This is a genomic window from Acinetobacter sp. 3657, assembly GCF_031456775.1.
Classification (GTDB): Bacteria; Pseudomonadota; Gammaproteobacteria; order Pseudomonadales; family Moraxellaceae; genus Acinetobacter.
In genome coordinates this window covers 36,933-58,921 of sequence record NZ_JAVDVH010000016.1, presented here as the reverse complement: position 1 = coordinate 58,921, position 21,989 = coordinate 36,933, and the positions used below count along the sequence as shown (strand labels likewise).

16 protein-coding genes are annotated in these 21,989 nt (G+C 43.7%); 10 read left to right on the top strand and 6 right to left on the bottom strand.

What is annotated here, in order from left to right; translation table 11 throughout:
* Positions 1 to 57 precede the first annotated feature (57 nt).
* The 3 genes from J2Y37_RS14300 (at position 58) to J2Y37_RS14290 (ending at position 2,564) form a co-directional block, all read left to right on the top strand.
* Positions 58 to 591 carry a DUF1287 domain-containing protein gene (locus J2Y37_RS14300; RefSeq protein ID WP_349033248.1) on the top strand — a complete coding sequence of 178 codons (534 nt, stop codon included), beginning with the start codon at positions 58 to 60 and terminating at the stop codon, positions 589 to 591.
* A gap of 368 nt (positions 592 to 959) precedes the next feature.
* Positions 960 to 2,438, top strand: coding sequence for a sodium-dependent transporter (locus J2Y37_RS14295; protein ID WP_004673661.1), 1,479 nt, complete (start codon positions 960 to 962; stop codon positions 2,436 to 2,438).
* A 9-nt stretch (positions 2,439 to 2,447) separates the two neighbouring features.
* Positions 2,448 to 2,564, top strand: a complete 117-nt coding sequence (locus J2Y37_RS14290; RefSeq protein WP_004673659.1) for a methionine/alanine import family NSS transporter small subunit — start codon at positions 2,448 to 2,450, stop codon at positions 2,562 to 2,564.
* 58 nt (positions 2,565 to 2,622) lie between these two features.
* Here J2Y37_RS14290 and rsmB read toward each other — a convergent pair whose 3' ends face one another.
* Together rsmB and fmt are read right to left on the bottom strand one after the other, a co-directional pair.
* The gene (gene rsmB, locus J2Y37_RS14285; RefSeq protein WP_349033242.1) at positions 2,623 to 3,930 is read right to left on the bottom strand and encodes a 16S rRNA (cytosine(967)-C(5))-methyltransferase RsmB; all 1,308 of its coding nucleotides are present in this window, start codon (positions 3,928 to 3,930) and stop codon (positions 2,623 to 2,625) included.
* A complete protein-coding gene (fmt, locus tag J2Y37_RS14280; RefSeq protein ID WP_349033241.1) occupies positions 3,927 to 4,889 on the bottom strand; it encodes a methionyl-tRNA formyltransferase in 963 nt (320 codons plus the stop codon). Before fmt ends, rsmB begins: the two co-directional genes overlap by 4 nt.
* A 211-nt stretch (positions 4,890 to 5,100) precedes the next feature.
* Between fmt and ilvD the strand changes: the two genes are divergently transcribed.
* From ilvD to J2Y37_RS14265, 3 genes are all read left to right on the top strand, one after another.
* A complete protein-coding gene (gene ilvD / locus J2Y37_RS14275) occupies positions 5,101 to 6,930 on the top strand; it encodes a dihydroxy-acid dehydratase (RefSeq protein WP_004637289.1) in 1,830 nt (609 codons plus the stop codon).
* Between the two features lie 134 nt (positions 6,931 to 7,064).
* On the top strand, positions 7,065 to 8,354 hold the full coding sequence (locus J2Y37_RS14270) for a hypothetical protein (protein WP_349033240.1): 1,290 nt from the start codon (positions 7,065 to 7,067) through the stop codon (positions 8,352 to 8,354).
* 153 nt (positions 8,355 to 8,507) lie between these two features.
* Complete coding sequence (locus J2Y37_RS14265) at positions 8,508 to 9,239, top strand: sulfite exporter TauE/SafE family protein (RefSeq protein ID WP_349033239.1); 732 nt, start codon at positions 8,508 to 8,510, stop codon at positions 9,237 to 9,239.
* 9 nt (positions 9,240 to 9,248) lie between these two features.
* On the opposite strand, the gene J2Y37_RS14260 is transcribed toward J2Y37_RS14265, so the two are convergent.
* The 4 genes from J2Y37_RS14260 to J2Y37_RS14245 form a co-directional block, all read right to left on the bottom strand.
* Positions 9,249 to 10,145 (bottom strand): LysR family transcriptional regulator, encoded by an 897-nt coding sequence (locus J2Y37_RS14260; RefSeq protein ID WP_349033238.1) that lies wholly within the window; start codon positions 10,143 to 10,145, stop codon positions 9,249 to 9,251.
* Between the two features lie 114 nt (positions 10,146 to 10,259).
* Positions 10,260 to 11,555 carry a solute carrier family 23 protein gene (locus J2Y37_RS14255; protein ID WP_349033237.1) on the bottom strand — a complete coding sequence of 432 codons (1,296 nt, stop codon included), beginning with the start codon at positions 11,553 to 11,555 and terminating at the stop codon, positions 10,260 to 10,262.
* 311 nt (positions 11,556 to 11,866) lie between these two features.
* Positions 11,867 to 14,548, bottom strand: a complete 2,682-nt coding sequence (ppc, locus tag J2Y37_RS14250) for a phosphoenolpyruvate carboxylase (protein WP_349033236.1) — start codon at positions 14,546 to 14,548, stop codon at positions 11,867 to 11,869.
* 164 nt (positions 14,549 to 14,712) lie between these two features.
* Positions 14,713 to 15,336, bottom strand: a complete 624-nt coding sequence (locus tag J2Y37_RS14245; RefSeq protein ID WP_349033235.1) for a TetR/AcrR family transcriptional regulator — start codon at positions 15,334 to 15,336, stop codon at positions 14,713 to 14,715.
* A 163-nt stretch (positions 15,337 to 15,499) separates the two neighbouring features.
* Here J2Y37_RS14245 and J2Y37_RS14240 point away from each other — a divergent pair, with 163 nt between their 5' ends.
* From J2Y37_RS14240 to dnaJ, 4 genes are all read left to right on the top strand, one after another.
* Positions 15,500 to 16,600, top strand: a complete 1,101-nt coding sequence (locus tag J2Y37_RS14240; RefSeq protein ID WP_241323465.1) for an efflux RND transporter periplasmic adaptor subunit — start codon at positions 15,500 to 15,502, stop codon at positions 16,598 to 16,600.
* Positions 16,601 to 16,602: 2 nt separating this feature from the next.
* Complete coding sequence (locus tag J2Y37_RS14235; protein ID WP_349033234.1) at positions 16,603 to 19,731, top strand: efflux RND transporter permease subunit; 3,129 nt, start codon at positions 16,603 to 16,605, stop codon at positions 19,729 to 19,731.
* 132 nt (positions 19,732 to 19,863) lie between these two features.
* Positions 19,864 to 20,241, top strand: coding sequence for a hypothetical protein (locus tag J2Y37_RS14230; protein ID WP_004673637.1), 378 nt, complete (start codon positions 19,864 to 19,866; stop codon positions 20,239 to 20,241).
* Positions 20,242 to 20,385: 144 nt separating this feature from the next.
* Positions 20,386 to 21,501: a molecular chaperone DnaJ gene (dnaJ, locus tag J2Y37_RS14225; protein ID WP_004673636.1), complete on the top strand. Its 1,116-nt coding sequence runs from the start codon at positions 20,386 to 20,388 to the stop codon at positions 21,499 to 21,501.
* Positions 21,502 to 21,989: the final 488 nt, after the last annotated feature.

Here is a 21,989-nt window from a genome sequence, read left to right as displayed (position 1 = left end):
TTGGCGAAAGGAAAGCGTATGTCTAAATTTTATAAGCTAGTCCTATTGTGCTTGTGCATGTTGTGGACGCTGTCAGCATGGGCATTTTCTTCGCAGCAGTTGGTGAGCGATGCGCGAAAACAAATTGGTGTCACCCGATTTTATGATCCTGCATATACGCGCTTAGACTATCCGATGGGGGATGTACCGATGGTGAAAGGTGTCTGTACGGATGTGGTGGTTCGAGCATTACGTCGTCAAGGCATCGATTTACAGCAACGGATGCATGAGGATATGCGCCAGCACTTTAAGCTGTATCCAAATAAATGGGGACTCAAAGCGCCTGATAAAAATATTGATCACCGACGAGTTCCGAATATTGCCACTTATTTCCAACGACAAGGTTATCAGGTGCGTGATCAAAACTACCGTGCTGGGGATATTGTGACGTGGGATTTAGGGCAGGGGCTGGTGCATATTGGCATCGTTTCGGATAAGAACAGTTTTTTTCAGAAAACCCCGCTGATTTTGCATAATATCGGTCGAGGAACTGAAGAATCAGATATTTTGTTTAAGTATAAAATCACGGGACATTATCGAATCAAAAATTAAATGTATGAAAAGTAATTATGCTGTTCACGTTTTTAAATCAAATGAGAAATTTAAACGAGGTCGGAAAATTGAGTTGAAAAATAATCAATCGTGTCTGAATTGGCGATGAACGGTTATTTTTTTTTGTATAAATTACAGTAAAAATAAATAAAAAAGGGTATTGTTCAATCATCAACAGGCAAAAAATAGTCAAAATTTTTTAAGGAAGAGTTTTCTAATTTTTGCTGGTTTGAATATAAGAAATGAAAACTCAAAAGGTTTTTTCTGATTCAACCAATAATAGGATTTGCATTGGTACTTTTCTTGCTAGCAGTATAACAACCAGAGAACAGCAGCATCGAAAAGTTGCCTTAGGAATAGGTTATTTTATGACAGAAACTCGTGAGCACTGGTCGGCACGATCAGGTTTTATCATCGCTGCAATTGGTTCGGCGATTGGATTAGGTAATATTTGGCGCTTCCCGTATGTCGCTTATGAAAACGGTGGCGGTGCATTTTTAATTCCATATTTAGTAGCTTTATTGACGGCAGGATTACCCCTTTTATTTTTAGATTACGCAGTTGGGCATCGCAGCAATGGTGCGCCGCCTAAAGCATACCAACAACTCACCAAACGGGCTGAGTCTTTGGGATGGTGGCAAGCATGTGTTTGTATTGTGATTGCGCTTTATTACGCCAGTGTACTGACTTGGGCAGGAAGTTATATTTATTTCTCCTTCGGTCAAAGCTGGGGTACAGACCCAGAAAATTTCTTCTTTAACAAATTCTTGGCGACTTCTCAAGCCGCCACTTTTGATCTGACGTTTATTGGTCATTTGTTTTGGCCATTAATCGGTGTTTGGGCCTTAGTACTGTTTATTTTGTATGGTGGTGTTCGTAAAGGCGTTGAGCTTGCGAACCGTATTTTCATGCCGATCTTATTGGTATTGTTTGGTATTTTGGTGATTCAAGCTTTGCGTTTACCGGGCGCTGTAGATGGTCTAAATGCCTTCTTTACCCCAAACTGGGAAGCTATGAAGAACTATAAAGTCTGGTTAGCGGCTTATGGTCATATCTTCTTCTCGCTTTCGATTGGATTCGGGATCATGGTGACTTATGCCTCTTACCTAAAACCAAAAACCAATTTGACGGGTTCAGGTTTGGTGATTGGTTTTGCTAACTCTTCGTTTGAGATCTTGGCAGGTATTGGTGTTTTCGCAGCCCTTGGTTTCATGGCACATGCCGCAGGAACAAGCGTACAAGATGTGGTGAGCGGTGGTATTGGCTTGGCATTTATTGCGTTCCCTAAGATTATTTCAAGCTTAGGTGCAGGCGCAGAGTTATTCGGGATCTTATTCTTTAGCTCGCTCTTCGTTGCTGGTGTTTCATCGATGGTCAGTATTTTACAAGTACCGATCTCAGCGATGCAGGACAAGTTGAAATGGAGTCGTGCTAAAGCCGTGACCATTATTGGTGGTGGTACTGGCGCAGTTTCTATTTTCTTATTCTCAAGTGCCAACGCGATTAAACTGGTCGATATTATTGATCACTTTATTAATAATCTAGGCATTGTCTCAGGTGCTTTGGTTTCGATCATTATGGTGTCATGGTTCAAGCGTTCACTGATGAAAGATCTAGAGCAGCATGTCAATCGTGTATCTACCATCCAATTGGGTGGGGTTTGGGAATTCACCTTAACCATCATTACCCCAGTTGTTTTGATTTCTACCCTTGGGCTTGCATTAAGTGCATTGTTGCAAAAAGGCTATGGCGATTATGCAATGAGCTTACAGCTTTGGTTTGGTTGGGGCTGTATTTTATTCTGTGCGATCGGTGCATTGTTTATGAGCAGCTTAAAGAATCGCTAGGAGATGACGATGAATACTTCAGCTTTAATCATGATGATCATTGCAATTGGATTGTTGTGGGGCGGATTGGTGCTTTCAATTATACATTTGATGCGTCATCCCGAACAAAAAGATGATAGCGTATAACAATGCGTTGATCAGAATAAAGAAAGCCATACATTGATGTATGGCTTTCTTGTTTATGTTAGGCGATCTTCTGGATACAACAATAATAGAAGCCATCACCTGAATGTAGGTAAGGTAATAACTGACGACCATAGGTCTGTTCAATACCCCAGTCTGCTTCGATTTTGATTTCTTCAGCATTGCTATGTTCAGCAAAGAAAGTTGCCATTTGCTGTTCATTTTCAACTTTTAGAATCGAGCAGGTAATGTATAACAGCGTGCCACCCACTTTGAGTTGTTGCCACATCTGTTGCAAAATTTGCTGTTGCAATGCCACAGTTTGCGCGATGTCGGTCGATTGTCTTAACAAGCGGATATCTGGATGGCGACGAATTACACCTGTTGCAGAACACGGTGCATCGAGCACGATACAGTCGACGGCTTCTGGTGCCTGCCAAGTGGTTGCATCTGCTGTAACAATCTCAACCTCGGTTTGATCTAAGGCAAGACGTTCTATATTTTCAGACAAACGTAATAAACGTTTTGCATCATGGTCAAGCGCAATCAGTTTTTTAGGATTATAGCGCTCAAGAATATGTGCTGTTTTACCACCGGGTGCAGCGCAGGCATCGACAACGACTTTACCATCTAAATTCGGTAAAAGGGTCGCGCATAATTGTGCATGTTCATCCTGAACAGAAAAACCGCCTTCTTCGAAACCCGGTAGATGGGTAATGTTGCCCGTTTTTTCCAAAACAATACCAACATTTGAAAGCATGCAAGGACGAGCATCAATTTGTTCTTCATCCAAAATTTCTAAATATTCGTCACGACTGACTTGGCGTTCATTGACGCGCAGGGTCAGAGGTGCGACTTGTTTTAAGTTTTGACAGATTTCATCAAATTGATCAGGCCAATCTTTTTTAAGTCGTTTGAATAACCAACTAGGTAAACCATGCGTATTATTCAACGCTGTTTGAAATTCATCTGTTTCACGTGAAACACGACGCAGAATCGCATTGACCAAACCACTCATTGGCTCGAAACCGAGTTGCTTAGCAGCATTTACAGTTTCTGAAATCGCAGCATGTACAGGAATACGAGTACATAAAATTTGATACAAACCAAGATATAAACAACTTTCCAGTGCTTCATTGTCTAATGGTTTTGTCAGCAAGGGTAAGGTAATTGCCTTTAAAGAATACCACTGGCGTAAACAACCTAAAGTAAGTTCGTGATATAAACCACGGTCACGTTCAGAAACGATATTGATATGTTGATTCAACACGGAAGCCAAAGATTGCCCATTTTGAACAGCCAAAAGTGTTTTGACCACTTGTGCACGCAGATTCAAATGTTTTGCAGATGATTGATTCGATTGGTTCATGGGAGAATTTGTCCAAGGTGCAATTTTTGGGTTTGTGCAATTTGCACTGGATTGAGTGCTTTACCGCCGGGCCATTGCAGGCTGGTTAAGCATACTACGCTGTTTTCACCACAGGCCACATGGACACCGTGTTTGTCCATCGCGATAATTTCACCGACTTGCGCGTCTGCTTTGCTGTGAGGAGAAAGGGTTGAGCCCCAAACACGTAAGGCATTATTTTCATCCAGTTGAATAAATGCCACAGGCCAAGGATTGAAAGCGCGAATATTCCGATCAATTTGAACGGCATTTTTCGTCCAATCAATACGCGCTTCTGCTTTGACCAGCTTATGTGCATACACGGTCAGCGCTTCGTCTTGTACTTCACGTTTGGCAATAAAGTCTTGTAGGCTTTGCTCTGATTCGAGCACGGTACAAATCGCGTCTGCACCTTGAGTCGCCAGTTTATCGTGCAGGCTGGCAGATGTGTCTTCTGCTGTAATTGGACAATAGGTTTTATACATCATATCGCCAGTGTCTAAGCCTGCTGCCATCTGCATGATGGTAATGCCAGTTTCTGCATCACCTGTGGCAATGGCGCGTTGAATCGGGGCAGCACCACGCCAGCGCGGTAGTAATGAACCGTGAATATTGAGACAACCGTATGTAGGTGTATCCAAAACCGCCTGAGGTAAGATCAAACCATAAGCCGCAACCACCATCACATCTGCGCCAAGTGCAGCAAGCTCTTGTCGAGCCGCTAAGCCTTCTTCGGTCGAAGCTTTAAAATGCAAAGGTTGATAAACAGGTAAACCGTGTTCAAGTGCAAGTTGCTTGACTGGGGAAGGTGTTAACTTCTGCCCACGACCTGCTTTGCGGTCAGGTTGAGTATAAACTGCAACAATCTGGTGTGATGATTTTAATAATGCCGCCAATGCCGTTGCAGCAAATTCAGGCGTACCAGCAAATATGATTTTCACAAATGCATTCCGAAAAAAACTTACTGCAAATTATAAGCGAAAAAGCCACTAGCCCCTAATCAGATGCTATCAATTGCCTTTGAGCAAAAAAAGATAGCTTCAGTGGTCATCTGTTAAACGATAACTTGTAGTATGATGGGCTTAGCTCAGTATCATTTCGCCAGAGAGAATGTCCTATTCGTCTCGAGCACAAACTTGTTGGGAATACAAAATGCCTGATTATCGTTCGAAAACATCAACACATGGAAGAAATATGGCTGGCGCGCGTGGTTTATGGCGTGCGACGGGCATGAAAGATGAAGATTTTGGCAAACCTATTATTGCGGTGGTCAACTCATTTACCCAATTTGTTCCAGGTCATGTGCATCTTAAAGATTTAGGGCAACTGGTTGCGCGAGAAATTGAAGCTTCAGGTGGTGTTGCAAAAGAATTTAATACCATTGCAGTCGATGACGGCATTGCCATGGGTCATGATGGCATGCTCTATTCGCTGCCATCACGTGATTTGATTGCAGATTCTGTTGAATATATGGTCAATGCTCATTGTGCGGATGCAATGGTGTGTATCTCGAACTGTGACAAGATCACACCGGGTATGCTCATGGCGGCAATGCGCTTGAATATTCCTGTGATCTTCGTGTCTGGCGGTCCGATGGAAGCGGGTAAAGTCAAATTCCGTGGCAATGAAAAAGCGATTGACCTCGTTGATGCGATGGTAGTTGCGGCAGATGAAAGTTATACCGATGAAGAAGTTGCCGCGTTTGAGCGTTCAGCTTGTCCAACTTGCGGTTCGTGTTCAGGCATGTTTACAGCGAACTCGATGAACTGTTTAACTGAAGCTTTGGGTTTATCTTTACCGGGCAATGGTTCAATCGTCGCTACCCATGCAAATCGTGAAAAATTGTTCTTGAGAGCAGGGCGCTTGGTAGTCGAATTGGCAAAACGCTACTATGAACAAAACGATGACAGCATTTTACCGCGTTCGATTGCAACCAAAGATGCATTTGAAAATGCCATGACCCTAGATATTGCCATGGGTGGTTCAACCAATACGGTATTACACTTGTTGGCTGCTGCTCACGAAGCTGAAGTCGATTTCACCATGGATGATATCGACCGTCTCTCTCGTCTAGTGCCTGTGTTATCTAAAGTTGCGCCTGCAAAATCAGACGTACACATGGAAGATGTCCACCGTGCAGGGGGCATCATGGCGATCTTAGGTGAGCTTGATCGTGCCAATTTGTTAAAGACATCATGTCCAACCGTACATGAACCAACGTTGAAAGATGCATTGGACAAGTGGGATATTATCCGTACCGAAGATGCCGATGTATATGAGTTCTATCGTTCGTCTCCGGGCGGTATTCCAACCCAAGTGGCATTCTCACAAAATCGTTATTATTCAACTTTGGACGGTGATCGTGAAAATGGCGTGATTCGTAATGCTGAGCATGCCTTCTCTAAAGATGGCGGTTTGGCTGTGCTTTACGGCAACATCGCGTTGGATGGCTGTATCGTAAAAACAGCAGGTGTGGATGATTCGATCCTTAAATTTACTGGCACTGCGCGCGTTTTTGAGAGTCAAGATTCTGCGGTAGAAGCGATTTTAGAGCATAAAATTGTGGCTGGCGATATCGTGGTGATTCGCTACGAAGGGCCACGTGGTGGACCGGGTATGCAAGAAATGCTGTATCCAACCAGCTATTTGAAATCTAAAGGCTTAGGTAAAGACTGTGCTTTGATTACCGATGGTCGTTTCTCGGGTGGTTCTTCGGGTTTATCGATTGGTCACGTTTCTCCAGAGGCTGCGGAAGGTGGAGCAATTGGTTTGGTTGAAGATGGTGATACCATTGAAATCGATATCCCAAATCGTACCATCCATTTAGATGTGGATGATGCAACGATGGCACATCGCCGTACGGTTCAAGAAGCCAAAGGTTGGCATCCAGTAGAAGAACGTAAACGTAAAGTGTCTAAGGCACTCAAGATTTACGCGATGCATTCAACCAGCGCAGCAAAAGGCGCAGTACGCGTTTTGTAAAATTTCAAATCCCCCTAAGTCCCCCTTTTTTCAAAGGGGGACTTCCACGAATTATATTCAAGTATTAAACTCGTGTAGTTCCCCTGTTTTTTAAAGAGGGGTTAGGGGGAGATTTCTATCAAGAGGCAATCGACATGTCTTTGTTACGTCGTTGGTTTGATCCCATCCGATCGAGCTGGTTTTATCAGAAACCTTCTCGTCAGGCGGTATTACCCACGGAACAGGGTTTAAGTATTTATCTACGTTTAGATGATGTGTATAGCTATCTTGCGGTACAACAGTTGGCTCAGCTTAATGAGATTTTGAGCGATGAGCTTAAACCGTTAAAAGTCATTATTTCAAAACAAGATGCTGAACCGCCCAATGGCATGTCTGCACAAGATTGGCAACGATACTGTCTCAATGATGCCAAGATTTTAGCCAAACAGCACCGTTTTGGCTTTGACGAAACCCCAGAAATTCCAAGTCCAGAAGCATTACAACAAGCTGAAACCATTCTAAGAAATACGCCTTTACGAGAACAAAATTTTTTACATTTGCTGGAAGATGTTTTCCATATGTTATGGCAACAGCAATATGGAAAATTACGCACCTTATATGCGATGGCGAAACAACACCAAACCCCACAAGATTTTCCTGAACGAATGTTTCAGGATGTGCCTGTTTCAGCTAGTTATTTCGAGTTTAGTGAACGCAAGTATCAAGCCGTTGATGATTTATTGCGTTTAACGCGCCGTTTAAAACAACAAAAATTATTGACGGGAACGCCTATTTTTCTGATTAATCACATCGAGTGGCGTGAGCATTTGATCAACGATGGTGAAGCATTGGCAGAAGTGCAAGCCTTACATCCAGAGTTAGATCTCTATATTGCGCTTGAAGACCCGATGAGTTGGTTGTTGTTGGATTATATTAAAGCAGAACTTGCTGATTATTATAATATTCAGCTCAAAGTCTACCCGTTAAGCTATCAAGGTCGAGATTGGTTTGATTGGGGACTGGCAACCCGTGTTTCAAAGCGGACGGAAGTGGCATTCACCCCGTTTTGCCGTCCAACCAAAGAAGCCAGCTATGAAATGGCAAAGCTGTTCTATAGTGTGGCAGAAGAACAACAGGTCGATTGCATTCATCAGATTTTGGAAGGCGTGTGGACACGTGGTAAAGACCTTTCTTTTAAAGCACATTTCCAGCGCATGCAAAAGCGTTTAGAAATTGAGTGCATTACCGAACAAGATATTGAGGCTTTATTACAACAAAATGATGAATTGTGTCAGCAGAAGCATCAACCTGATTTTCCCGTTTTAGAGTTACGTATTGATGGGCAAAGTTACGTGTTTAATAGCTTATACCGTGTTTGGATGATTGAAAGTATTATCAGTAATGTGTTGGAAGAAAAATATAAGAATGACAGTTTAGAAGGCTAGAAGGCTTAGCGTCCAACAGAGAAAAATTAAGCGTGGAGGAGCTACACTTAAGTATTTGGCCTCAACGTATAATTGAGCCATGCTCCTAAAAACAAGAATACGCGATTTCAATTATTTCCGTAGCATAGCTGTATATGAATGCGGAGATAGATCATGACCTTTTTGATTATTGTAACGGCAGTATTTGCATTCGCTGGCATGATAAAGGGCATGATCGGTTTGGGTTTGCCTGCGGTGTCGATGGGATTACTCACCATCGCAATGAGTCCATTTCAGGCGGCCTCACTTTTGATCGTACCCTCTATGGTGACCAATATTTGGCAGCTTTTTGCTGAAGGTCAGGTCTGGTCATTTATCTGTCGTTTCTGGTCTTTGTTATTGGGCATCATCCTCGGCTCTATTTGGAGCTTTTTGCCCACCTTGAACCAGAGTCAAGGACAGAGCAGTGAGATTTTATTGGGCAGTATGTTGGCAATTTATGGACTCTATGGTTTATGTGCCAAAAAGCTACCTGATCTGGCAGGGCATGAGCGTTGGCTTTCTCCGTTCATTGGTTATATCGGCGGTGCAGTCACCGTCGCGACAGGGGTTATTATTATTCCCATCGTGCCGTATTTGCAGTCTTTACATTTAAAACGTGATGAACTGGTACAGGCTTTAGGGCTGACCTTTACCGTTTCCACGATTTGTTTGGCGATCTTTTTACATTATCACCCGACTACAGGTGGGGCTTTAGACTATCGATGGTCTTCGGTGGCATTGGTCGCAGCTTTGATCGGCATGTGGTTCGGAAAAAAAGTGCGTTACCAATTGAATGAGCAGAAATTCCGTCAGTTGTTCTTTATGGGATTATTGGCATTGGGCAGCTATATGATCGCGCATTAAGATGCTGTGCTAATCCTGTGGTTTATGTACTAAAAGGAATTGTGAAAAGTCTTGATAGCTTTGCGGAAGTTGCTCAAAGTCTTGACTGGCAAGTAGAAGCTTACGATTGGCCCAAGCGCCCAGTAGTTGAATCGCTTGAAAATGATAAATACCTTGTAAACGTTGAGCTGCACGTGCAGGCATAATCGCAACACCGACCCCTTTTGCGACCACTTCTGCAATCGCGGCAAAATTCGGTAAACGCAAGCGGTAGTGGATGTTGAAGCCTAATAGTTTGGCTTGAGTTTCAATAGACTGTTGTAGTGAATGGTGTGGCATGAGACCAATAAAGTCATACGCCAAGGCATCGACTAAGTTGAGTTGTGCCTGCTGGGTCAGCACATGCGAATCTGGGCAGATCAGTACCAAGGGATCGCTAGCAAAATCCTGAGTATGTAAATGACGAGTGTCAAAAAAGCTTGAAACCAAGCCTAATCGAGCGATGCCTTTAGTGAGTGCATCTACAATTTCTGAGCTTTCCGCTTCGTGTAAGTCAATATTGATATGCGGATAATGCATCAAGTATTGGGGTAATAAGGCTGGAAGATATTCACTCTGCGCAGAGGAGTTACACCACAGAATCAATGACTCGGCGCTTTTCTGACGAAAGCGTTGCATGTCTTGTTCAAGTTTATTTTTTTGTGCGTTGAGTTTTTTGGCATGTTCCACCAAAGCATGACCTGCCGTGGTCAGTTCGACACCTGCATTGTGTCGAATAAATAACGGTGTTTCAAAGTATTGCTCTAGTTTTTTTATCCGTTCACTGGCTGCTTGTAAAGAAATGGCAGCACGATCTGCACCTTGGGTTAGGCTACCTGTTGCCACAATATGAAGAAGCAGTTGTAAATCAAAAAAATCAAAACGCATGAGCTGAACACATTGAAGTGTAAACAGTCATCATACTAAAAATACGGTAAAAAAGGAGATGGCGGATCAAGATCAGCATAAAAAAGGCAGCGAGTGCGCTGCCTTGATTCGGGGTTAGTTTTTATCTTTTAAACTAAAAAGCAAATTTAATAAAATCGCAGCAAAGGTCGCGGTACCAATACCACCCAAGTTGAAATCTCCAAACAGCAATTCAAAGTTACCTGCCCCGAGAATGATGGTCACGGAGGCAACGATCAGGTTTTTATTATTCGAAAAATCGACCTTATTTTCGATCCAGATCTTCGCTCCTGCGATGGTAATCAAACCAAATACCACAATCGAAGCACCAGTGAGCACTGCGGTTGGAATGGTACTGATCACCGCACCAAACTTAGGTGAAAGTCCCAAGAAAATCGCAAATACCCCCGCGATCACAAACACGATGGTTGAATACACACGCGTGACGGCCATCACACCAATATTTTCACCGTATGTGGTCATGCCTGGTGCACCAACACTGCCTGATAAGGTCGTGGCAACACCATCAGCCACAAATGCTTTGCCCAAATAAGGCGTCAGGTTTTCACCCGTCATCGCACCAACGGCTTTGATATGCCCGAGATTTTCTGCCACTAAAATCAGGGCAACTGGAGCAATAATCAGCATGGCGTTGAGGTCAAAGGTCGGATTTGAGAAGCTTGGGATACCAAACCAAGGTGCAGCAGCAATTTGCGAGAAATCAATGGCTTTGCCGAGACCTAAACCATTGGTTGCAATGGCATAAATGGCATAGGCCATCAATAAACCAACCAAAAGTAATAAACGCTGTAATAAACCTTTGGTGAAAACGGCGATCAGACCCATACACAGTACGGTGATCAATGCCATCCACATCTCAAAAGGCTGACCTGCCACACTTTTAATGGTAATCGGTGCAAGGTTTAAACCAATAATCATCACCACAGCCCCTGTCACCACAGGCGGCATCAATTTTTCGATCCAGCGTGTCCCGGTCAACATGACGGCTAAACCAATCAAGGTATACAGTACCCCACAGGCGATAATACCGCCCAAAGCGACCGATAAATTGGGATTCGCTCCCGAGCCTGTGATATGTCCAGTTGCGGCCGCAACTACGCCAATAAAGGCGAAACTCGAACCCAAATAACTGGGAACACGACCACCTGTCATCAGGAAGAACAGGATGGTACAAATCCCTGACATTAAAATGGCAAGGTTAGGACTAAAGCCCATCAGCAACGGCGCTAGTACCGTCGCACCAAACATGGCAAATGCGTGCTGAACCCCTAACACCGCACTTTGTAAGGGCGGTAAATATTCATTGGTCGCAACAGGGCGATGATCAATCTTGCCCTGATACGGCTGCCATTTTGGGAACCAACTTGACATAAATTAGACTCATAAGGAGATATCAGCGCGTATGATACTCTGTCTTAAATCGTGCTTTCACCTATAATGTTTTAAGAATCTTGGGGCGAACACTTTATCTATTCATATTTTTACCTTTTGGTAAAATACACTTCAAAATAACTTATCGGATTTATTGTTTATTTTGGCTAAATTGTTTGAAAAGTTAAGCATCTTATTTTCAAAATAATATTTGAATTTTTTTTCTAAAATTTTATAAAAAATGGCATATTTTGCCAATTGAGCCATCAACAGCAGTGGTCTCTGTTGATGGCGCTGAGGAAAATGACCTATTAGCCCGTGTTGCGCAAGCCCGCAGCGATTCCCGCGATACTGACCATTAAAGCATGATCGACAGGGCTATGTTCGGTTTGATGTTCAGTCAAATATGCACGACGACGTTTCATCAATTCGGCTTGTAATAGATGCAGCGGCAGTAAATAGGGTTTACGCACCTGCATCGATTGATCCAGCACTTCATTATTACTCAACAGTTTTGATTCACCTCTCAGGCTGAGTAAGGTATCGACTGCATTTTGTAATCGTTGACGTAGTTCAACACCCAATACTTTTAAGTCCTGATCTTGGGTGAGGTGTGATTCATAGTACAGTGCAATATCCGCATCGGATTTCGACAACACCATTTCCAACATATCAATTAAGGTTTGGAAATAAGGCCATTGCTCCAGCATCTCATCCAGTGTGTTTTTATGTTGCTCGTGTACTTGATTAATCGCCGTACCCGTTCCAAGCCATGCAGGTAACATCAAGCGAATCTGTGTCCATGCAAATACCCACGGAATCGCACGTAACGATTCAATCCCACCAGTGACTTTACGTTTCGCTGGACGAGAACCCAGTGGCAACATTTGCAACTCTAGTTCTGGGGTGACGGTACGTAGATAACGGACAAAATTTGGATTTTCACGCACGGTTTGACGATAGACCTGTACTGATAAATCTGTCATTTGATTCATCAAAGCACGCCATTCCTGCTTTGGTTCAGGTGGTGGCAACAAGGTTGCTTCAAGTGTCGCAGCGGTATAAATCTCTAAGTTTTGTAGAGCGATCCCTTCCAATCCGAATTTAAATCGAATCATTTCACCTTGTTCGGTGACTCGAATTGCCCCTGAGATTGACCCTGGTGGCTGAGAAAATAAAGCTTGTTGGGTTGGCGCACCACCACGACTGATCGAGCCACCACGACCATGGAATAAGGTCAGTTGCACACCATGTTTTTTCGCAATAGCAGTCAGTTCTTCTTGTGCACGATACTGCGCCCAATTGGCTGACATAAACCCTGCATCTTTGGCAGAATCCGAATAGCCAATCATCACTTCATGTTTGCCTTGGATGTGCTGTTTGTACCAATCCATATTGAATAAGGTGTTCATGGTTTTGGCTGCGCCGTCCAAGTCCTTGAGCGTTTCAAATAATGGCACCACCCTTAAAGCTTGTTGTATGCCTGCTTCTTTTTGCAAAAGTAAAACCGCCAGTACATCGCTTGGGTATTCTGCCATTGAAATGATATAGGCACCCAAACTCTCACTCGGCTGTTCTGCCAAGGTACGCATGGTGGCAAAGACTTCGAGTACATCGGGATGCTGAATCAGGCTGCCTTCGGGTTCATCTAAAAATTTAGGCAATAATGGTCGTTTGCTTTGTAATTCCTGAATTAAAAAATTCTGCCGTGCTTGTTCGGTCCAAGATTCAAAATTGCCTAAGCCTAAATATTCAGTAATGGCTGAAATCGCTTGGCGATGTCGTCCTGATTCCTGACGAATATCCAGTTTGAGCAGTTCAATCCCAAAACAGTTGACCCGATAGATGAAATCAAGCAATTGTCCATTGGCGATTTCAGCTAAGTTGCTGTCCATCAGCGAGCGATAACACAGCAGTAAAGGTGCGAGTAATTCCTCTGTGGTTTTGATGATATTACTATCATCCGCCTCTTGACCTTGTAGGCGTTGCGCCAACCAATAACGGGTTGCTTTTAAGCGTTCGCGGGTACTGCGTAAATATTCACGATATGGTTCAGGATGTTCATAACCCAAAGCTTGGCTCAATTCTGCTGAACAGCTTTGAATCGACAGTTCCCAACGCAGATTTTCAATATCACGCAGATATAAATCAGCCGCCTGCCAACGCGATAACCACAGCACTTCTTGAGTCACTTGATGGGTGACGTTGGGATTGCCATCACGGTCACCCCCCATCCATGAGGCAAAGCGGATCGGTGCAATGGTCATCGGTAAAGACTGTTCGCAATGCTGTTGTGTCAATTCATTCAGTTCACGCACAAATTTTGGTACAGCATTCCATAAGCTCTGCTCAATGGTGGCAAAGCCCCATTTTGCTTCATCCACAGGAGTTGGGCGGTGCTGGCGAATCTCATCAGTTTGCCAAGCGGAACTAACCAGTTGTTTGAGGGTGGCAACGCTGTGTTGGCGTTCTCTTGGTGTTAGCTTCTGTTGATCCAGCTGGGACAAACAATCAGTAATATCATCATATTTTTGAATCAAGGTACGACGGCTGATTTCGGTCGGATGAGCGGTAAGGACCAATTCAATTTTTAAATCACAAATTTGTTGGAACAGTTGTTGTGGACTGATCTTTTTGGCGTTGAATTTTTCAAATAAATGCGAGAGTGGATTTGGATTTGGGGCGTGCTCATCAAACTCAGCCTGACGACGGCTGCGTACTACGTGATATTGTTCAGCGATATTGGCAAAGTTGAGAAAATGAGAAAATGCGCGCGTCAGCGGCAAAATTTCTTCGTCTTTTAAGTTGAGAAACAATTGTTCAAGCTGTTTTTCTGCTTTGATTTGACCATCACGTGCGTCTTTGGCGAGGGTACGAATTTGCTCAACTTGATTAAACAATTCTTGCCCAGCATGTTGCTTTAAGGTTTCGCCAAGCAAATTGCCTAATAAGCGGACATCTTCACGTAATGGAGCAGTAATTTGCTGAACCATGCTATTTCTCCCTCAACCATCGCTTGTTATTGTCTAAAAAATCTTGTGCCGTATATGGCGCATGTCGAAAGTACCAGTGGCATACAACAGCACCACTGACTATTCGACTATAGCGTGATTGAGAGACAATCCAAGTGCAGAATGCAAAGAAATGTGAAAATTCTCTAAATTTTAGCTTGATATTTAAGCAAAAAAAGTGCGATTGCTTGCTGAATGGTCTGATCGATTTCAGTGATTGAGGGCACTGCGTCTAAGCCCAATAAAACTCGATGGTGACGTGTACCTAACATCAGTGACAAGATTAATTCTGTTTGCGCAAGCGGCTCGTCTGCTTGAATGAATTTAAGCGCAATGGCTTGCTGAAAGAAATCACACCAGACATTGCACATCCGAGTATGTGAGGCATCAAAAAATTGTTGTGTTAATGGACTCTGCTCAGCAGCAAGTTCAAACAGAACCCGATCAAGTTTCAGTGCTTCAGGTAAATAAATAATACTTAAAGCACGGTGACACATTAAATACAGCGCTTGCTCAAAATTGGTTTCAGCTGTGAGTACAAATTCTTTGGCGCAAATCGATTCTTCGCAGGTTTCCTCAATCGCACAAATAAACAAGTTGGCTTTATCTTGGAAGTGGTTATATACCGTGAGTTTTGTCACTCCAGCTTCTTTGGCGATTTGATTCATATTGGCTGCGTGATAGCCCAATTTTAAAAAAATAGATTTCGCAGCCTGTAATATTTTGGCTCTTTTCTCTAAATCTTTGGGGCGGCCGCTGCTGATTTGCACGTTATGTTCTCTTTTAATTTAATTCAAAATCAAAACACTAGATTTAATTTTTAATTAGTGTACTCATGGGTATATTAATTAAAAATTAAACAATTTATGATGGTTGCTGTCAATAGACTTTATTGTGCCTTAAAAAATCAATTTGAATAAGAGCGAAACAGAGATGAATCTGCTAAATCATGTAATTGTGGGGTTGCTTGTCCTCAGCAGTGTCACTTTATCAGCATGCCAAAAAGAAGTTCCCAAGACGGAGGAAATTCCTTATGTCATGGTGACCCAACCGAGTCGTAATCACACCGATCAAAAAAGCTATGCAGGTGATGTACAGGCAAAACAACAAACAGCATTGGCATTCCGCGTTGGGGGACAGGTAACGGAGCGTTATGTCGATGTGGGTGATCGAGTCAAGGTTGGGCAAGTCTTAGCAAAACTCGATGTAAAAGATGCGCAATTGCAAATGAACGCAGCCAAGGCACAATTGGAAAGTGCACAGGCAGCAGCTAAAATTGCCGCTGAAGAATATCAACGTTATCAGCAACTGTTGCCTGTCAATGCCGTCAGTCGCTCACAATTCGATGCGGTAAAAAATCAACACGAATCTGCACAAGCAAATTTGCAACAAGCACGCTCGAATTACCAAGTTTCCGCCAATCAAACGGGATATAACCAGCTCATTTCTAATAAAAACGGAGTCATTACCGAGCGTCAAATTGAAACGGGACAAGTGGTCGCCGCAGGACAGGCGGCCTATCAGTTGGCGATTGATGGCGAGCGTGAGGTGGTTTTTGGTGTACCAGAACAGGCGGTGAGTGGCATCAAAGTCGGTCAGGCGGTTTGGGTAACTTTATGGTCTCAGCCAGAAGCTCGTTTTGCTGCAAAAGTTCGTGAAGTTTCACCTGCAGCAGCTCAATCACGGACATTTACCGTCAAAGTTTCACTGTTAGAAGGTCAGTCTAGTATTCAGCTTGGACAAAGCGCCCGCGTATTTTTTGTCAGTCAGGACAGCAATGTTTTGAGTGTGCCGTTGTCGAGTGTCACCGCGACAGATCAGCAAGCCTATTTATGGGTGGTCAATGCCAATCAAACCTTACGTAAAGTTCCTGTCACTTTAGGTACTTATGGACGTGACAGTGTGCCGATTTTGTCTGGTTTAAAAGCAACCGATTGGGTGGTGGTTGGCGGCGTACATTTGTTGCGTGATCAGCAAAAAATTCATCCGATTGATCGTGAAAATCGCGAAGTTAGCATCAAAGCGGGAGGTTAATCATGAAATTTAACCTTTCGGAATGGGCCTTAAACAATAAAGGGATTGTGCTGTACTTTATGCTGCTATTGGGCATTGTCGGCGTGATGTCTTATTCCAAGCTGGCGCAAAGTGAAGATCCACCGTTTACCTTTAAAGTGATGGTGGTACAAACCTTCTGGCCTGGGGCAACCGCCAAAGAAGTCTCGACACTGGTCACAGATCGGATTGAAAAAGAATTGATGACCACGGGTCAATATGACCGCATTATGGCCTATTCACGCCCTGGAGAGTCTTTGGTGACTTTCGTGGCGAAGGACAGCCTGCCATCGAGTCAAATTCCTGATGTCTGGTATAACGTGCGCAAGAAGGTCAATGACATTCGCTCAGAACTGCCTAGTGGTGTGCAAGGTCCTTTTTTCAATGATGAGTTCGGTGATACCTTCGGCAATATCTATGTGCTGACAGGCAAAGATTTTGATTATGCCGTCATGAAAGAGTATGCCGACCGTTTGCAACTGCAATTGCAACGGGTCAAGGATGTGAGCAAAGTCAATTTGGTCGGCTTACAAGATCAACGCATTTGGATTGAACTGTCCAATACCAAAGCCGTACAACTCGGTGTTCCTGTCACTGCGATTCAAGAAGCGATTCAAAAACAAAATGACATGGCCAGTGCTGGTTTTTTTGAAACAGGCACAGATCGTATCCAACTTCGCGTCAGTGGACATTTACACAGCGTCGAAGATTTGAAAAAAATGCCGCTGTTAGTGGGTGATAAAACCATTCAATTGGGCGATGTGGCAGATGTTTACCGCGGTTTCAGCGAACCTGCTCAGCCAAGAATGCGCTTTATGGGTGAAAATGGCATTGGGATTGCGGTCTCGATGCGTAAAGGCGGCGATATTATCGCACTGGGTAAAAACCTAGAAACTGAATTTAACCAGCTACAAAAAAGCCTGCCTTTGGGTATGAAACTGCAAAAAGTGTCAGACCAACCCGTGGCGGTGCAACGCAGTATTCAAGAGTTTTTAAAAGTGTTGGCTGAAGCGGTGATTATCGTTTTATTGGTCAGTTTCTTTTCCTTAGGTTTCCGTACGGGTTTAGTGGTTGCACTGTCGATTCCTTTAGTTCTTGCGATGACTTTTGCAGGAATGTCTTTATTTGATGTTGGGTTACATAAGATTTCGCTTGGTGCATTAATTCTTGCATTGGGGCTGTTGGTGGATGATGCCATTATCGCGGTTGAAATGATGGCGATTAAAATGGAGCAGGGCTACAGTCGGCTCAAAGCCGCAGGCTTTGCATGGCAAAGCACAGCTTTTCCAATGCTGACAGGAACACTGATTACCGCAGCAGGTTTCTTACCGATTGCGACAGCGCAATCAGGTACGGGCGAATACACGCGCTCCATTTTCCAAGTGGTGACCATTGCCTTGGTAGTGTCATGGATTGCAGCGGTTTTATTTGTGCCCTACTTGGGTGAAAAATTACTGCCCGATTTTAGCAAGCAACAGCAAAAAGCGGCATGGTATCTACGCTTATGGGCGAGATTGCGCAAACAACCTGCACCTGTGGTACAGGCCCATGCAGGGCAGCATGATCCATACCAGACCAAGTTTTATCAGTCTTTCCGCCATGTGGTCGAAATCTGTATTACCTATCGTAAGACGGTGATCGCCATTACCGTTGGGATTTTTGTGCTGTCGGTGATGATGTTTAAACTGGTCCCTCAACAGTTCTTCCCGCCGTCAAACCGTGCGGAAATTTTGGTGGATTTAAAACTGGAAGAAGGTGCGTCACTGACGGCAACTGAACAAGCTGTGCAAAAGGTGGAACAATTCCTATCCAAACAAGACGGGATTGATAATTATGTGGCCTATGTTGGCACAGGGTCGCCACGCTTTTATCTACCATTAGACCAACAGTTGCCACAAGCAAGCTTTGCCCAATTTGTGGTATTGGCTTCCTCTTTAGATGATCGGGATGAGATTCGCCGTTCTTTAGAGACACAAATTAAAGCCTTATTGCCGCAGGTACGGACGCGTGTTTCTTTATTGGAAAATGGTCCGCCAGTAGGCTATCCATTGCAATACCGTATCTCGGGTGAAGATTTGGGCACAGTACGTCAATGGGCACAGCAGGTTTCTAAAGTTGTGAGTGAAGATCCAAATACCACCAATGTGCATTTGGATTGGGGCGAGCCAAGCAAAATCATTGCGATTGAAATTGACCAAGATCGTGCACGGCAATTGGGCGTTTCTAGTGTTGATTTGGCCAATTTCTTGAATGCTTCGATAACGGGTACAGTCATGAATCAATATCGTGAAAAACGAGAATTGATTGAGATCCGTTTGCGTGGTGATCAAACCGAGCGTGCAGAAGTGGCTTCTTTGGCCAGTTTATCGGTTCCAACCAGCAATGGTACGACTGTGCCATTGGCGCAAATCGCGCAAATTGAATCACGTTTTGAAGAAGGTTTAATTTGGCATCGTAACCGCCTGCCAACCATTACGGTACGGGCTGATATTCGAACCCAGTTACAACCTGCAACTGTGGTTCAACAATTGGCTGATCCGATGCAAGCGATACGTGCAGAGTTGCCAAGTGGCTATCTGCTCGAGGTCGGTGGAACGATAGAAGAGTCAGCACGAGGTCAAAGTTCCGTCAACGCGGGTATGCCGTTATTTTTGGCAGTGGTCATGACGCTATTGATGATTCAGTTACGCAGCATGTCTAGAGCAACGATTGTCTTATTAACCGCACCGTTGGGTTTGATCGGGGTAGTGGCTTTTCTATTATTGTTCAACAAACCGTTTGGTTTCGTTGCGATGCTCGGTACGATTGCACTTTCTGGAATGATCATGCGAAATTCGTTGATTTTGATTGATCAAATTGAGCAAGACATACAAGCAGGGCACGCTGCATGGGATGCCATTATTGGCGCGACCATGCGTCGTTTTCGCCCAATTGTCCTCACTGCAATGGCTGCGGTGTTGGCGATGATTCCTTTATCCCGCAGTATTTTCTTTGGTCCAATGGCGGTTGCGATTATGGGCGGATTGATTGTTGCGACTCTACTGACCTTGTTTTTCTTACCTGCACTGTACGCAGCGTGGTTTAAGGTCAAGAAAACAGCAGATCTAACATAATTATTTTGTGAATAGAGGTGCGAAATATTGAAAATTTCAATATAGTAGCATCTATATTTAAGACCAAAAAAATAATGGAATTCCATTGCATGGCTGATTTGGCAAAATGTGATGAATGAGGTGATATAGCGCATGGGGCAAGGTAATATTGAGCAGCATCGCCGATACGTGGCGATTTCTTACGTGTTCATGTTTCTTGCATTATTTACAATCGTATTTGCTGCTTTTGCATATGTATTAGCGCGAAAAGTTGCAGTTGTGGATAATGCTGAGGTGTGGATACATGCGCACGCACTTTGGATTATGCGTAATGTGCTGTTATTTATTCTCATGGCCTTATTTGCAGCGCTATGGTTTATCCCACTGTTCTTTGTTGCGTGGGATAGCACGCTCTGGGTCACAGCGACAACGGTCACAGGTGTGGTATTTAGTCTGATTGCATGGTTGTTTTTGTTGAATGCATGGCTAAAAGGTGTTGCTAAGTACTTTAAAAATAAAGCTGTTTTCTAATTTTGTCTTTTTTTTATTGTATTAGACCTTGTAAAAATATCGTACAGCCCCTATTAAGGCTCTGTTGGCTTTTATAAATAAAATGCCAGCAGAGCCTATTTGTTTGTAGAAATTGAATTAATTCCGTGAGGAGCACCGCCAACCATGGCTAAACGTGATTATTATGAGGTTTTAGGCGTTTCGAAAACCGCAGGTGATGATGAGATCAAAAAAGCCTATCGTAAGTTGGCGATGAAGTATCACCCAGACCGTAATCCAGACAACCCTGAAGCAGAAGACAAATTTAAAGAAGCCTCTGAAGCTTATGAAGTGCTTTCCGATAGTGAAAAGCGCAGCATGTATGATCGTGCTGGACATAGCGCTTTCGAAGGCGGTTTCGGCGGCGGTGGCGGTGGTTTCGGCGGATTTAGCGCGGAGGATATTTTTAGCCAGTTTGGCGATATCTTTGGTGGTGCTTTTGGTGGCGGTGGTCGTCAACAACAGCGTCAACGTCGTGGTTCAGACCTTCGCTATGTCATGGAACTCACGCTTGAGGAAGCTGTTAAGGGGATTAAAAAGACCATTACCTTTACTGCGCCAGCCCCTTGTGATGTCTGTGATGGAAAAGGGTCTAAAAACCCGAATGATGTAGAAACGTGCCGTACCTGTCACGGTGCAGGTCAAGTGCGTATGCAGCAGGGTTTCTTCTCTGTTCAGCAAACCTGTAGCACCTGTCGTGGTCAAGGTAAAATCATTAAAAATCCGTGTCATGCATGTCATGGTTCAGGTGTTGCTGATCGTCAGCAGACCTTAGAAGTGACCATTCCTGCCGGGGTGGACAATGGTGATCGCGTACGCTTAACCGGTAAAGGTGAAGCCATTCGTGATGGTCAATCAGGTGATTTGTACGTTGAAGTTGTGGTGCGTGAACACGAAATTTTCCAACGTGATGGCGCTGATCTGTATATGGATGTTCCTGTCAGTATTGCGGATGCTGCTTTGGGTAAAGAGCTTGAGATCCCAACCCTTGATGGTCGTGTCAGCCTAAAAATTCCTGAAGGTACGCAAACGGGTAAAATGTTCCGTTTACGTGGCAAAGGTGTCCGTCCAGTGCGCAGCAGTATGCAAGGTGATTTACTGTGCCGTATTGTGATTGAAACGCCTGTGAACTTAACCAGCCGTCAGCGTGAGTTGTTAAAAGAATTACAGATTTCTTTTGATGGTGAAGACAGTACTTCTTCTCCAAAGAAAAAATCATTCTTTGATCGTCTATTTGATTAATCGACATCAACAGAAAAAACCTGCTTCGGCAGGTTTTTTTGTGGGAATTTTTTAGGAACTCAAGGTTCTTTGATTTATAAGAAATTATAACCAGCATTTACTATTGTGCTGGCGGCATGGATGCCGCCCGTTTGGCTGTGGTATCAGGGAAGTACCATCAGCCAAACAGAGGATTTTTGTTTACTTTTGATCCTTCAAAAGTAATAAATTGCCTATACAAAAGATATCTGCTGATTTCTTACTTATGAGGCTGTATAGGCTTAACGGAGTCGTGCCGAGTTCTCATCCTATTTTAGGATAAGCCTTCGGCTCGACCTACTTTTGTTTCGGCAAAAGTAGGCAAAACCATTGTCATCCACAAAACCTGTTCACTTCTAGCATTTATCTAGATCTATCAATCGTACATAACCATCCATCTTTCTGAAACCATGCAGGTTGTGGATGACGTTATTGAGTATCATATTTCAGACGAGATTTTATATTGAACT